Here is a 215-nt window from a genome sequence, read left to right on the forward strand (position 1 = left end):
GTGTGATACCAGCTCGTGACCAGTATTGCGCTTTGCACCTGCTGGCCCGCTAGCGTCTCGCGCGTCATCCGCGCATTTTCCATCGTGCTGCCTGACACACATTCGTGGCCGATGCGCTCTGCGGGCACACCCGCCATCACCAGGCGACGTTCGATCAGTAGGCAATCGCCCTGCCCGCTCACGAACACGCGGGGCGCCGCGCCTGCGTGGTACAG

Annotated in this window: 1 protein-coding gene; it reads right to left on the reverse strand. The window is 64.7% G+C overall.

Annotation, left to right across the window (positions count from 1 at the left end):
• Positions 1-215, reverse strand: a 215-nt coding sequence (locus G5A07_RS22050; protein WP_191864051.1) for a YdcF family protein, incomplete at both ends; no start/stop codon positions are given.

The organism is Stenotrophomonas sp. AS012628 (genome assembly GCF_010608305.1).
Lineage (GTDB): Bacteria > Pseudomonadota > Gammaproteobacteria > Xanthomonadales > Xanthomonadaceae > Stenotrophomonas > Stenotrophomonas geniculata.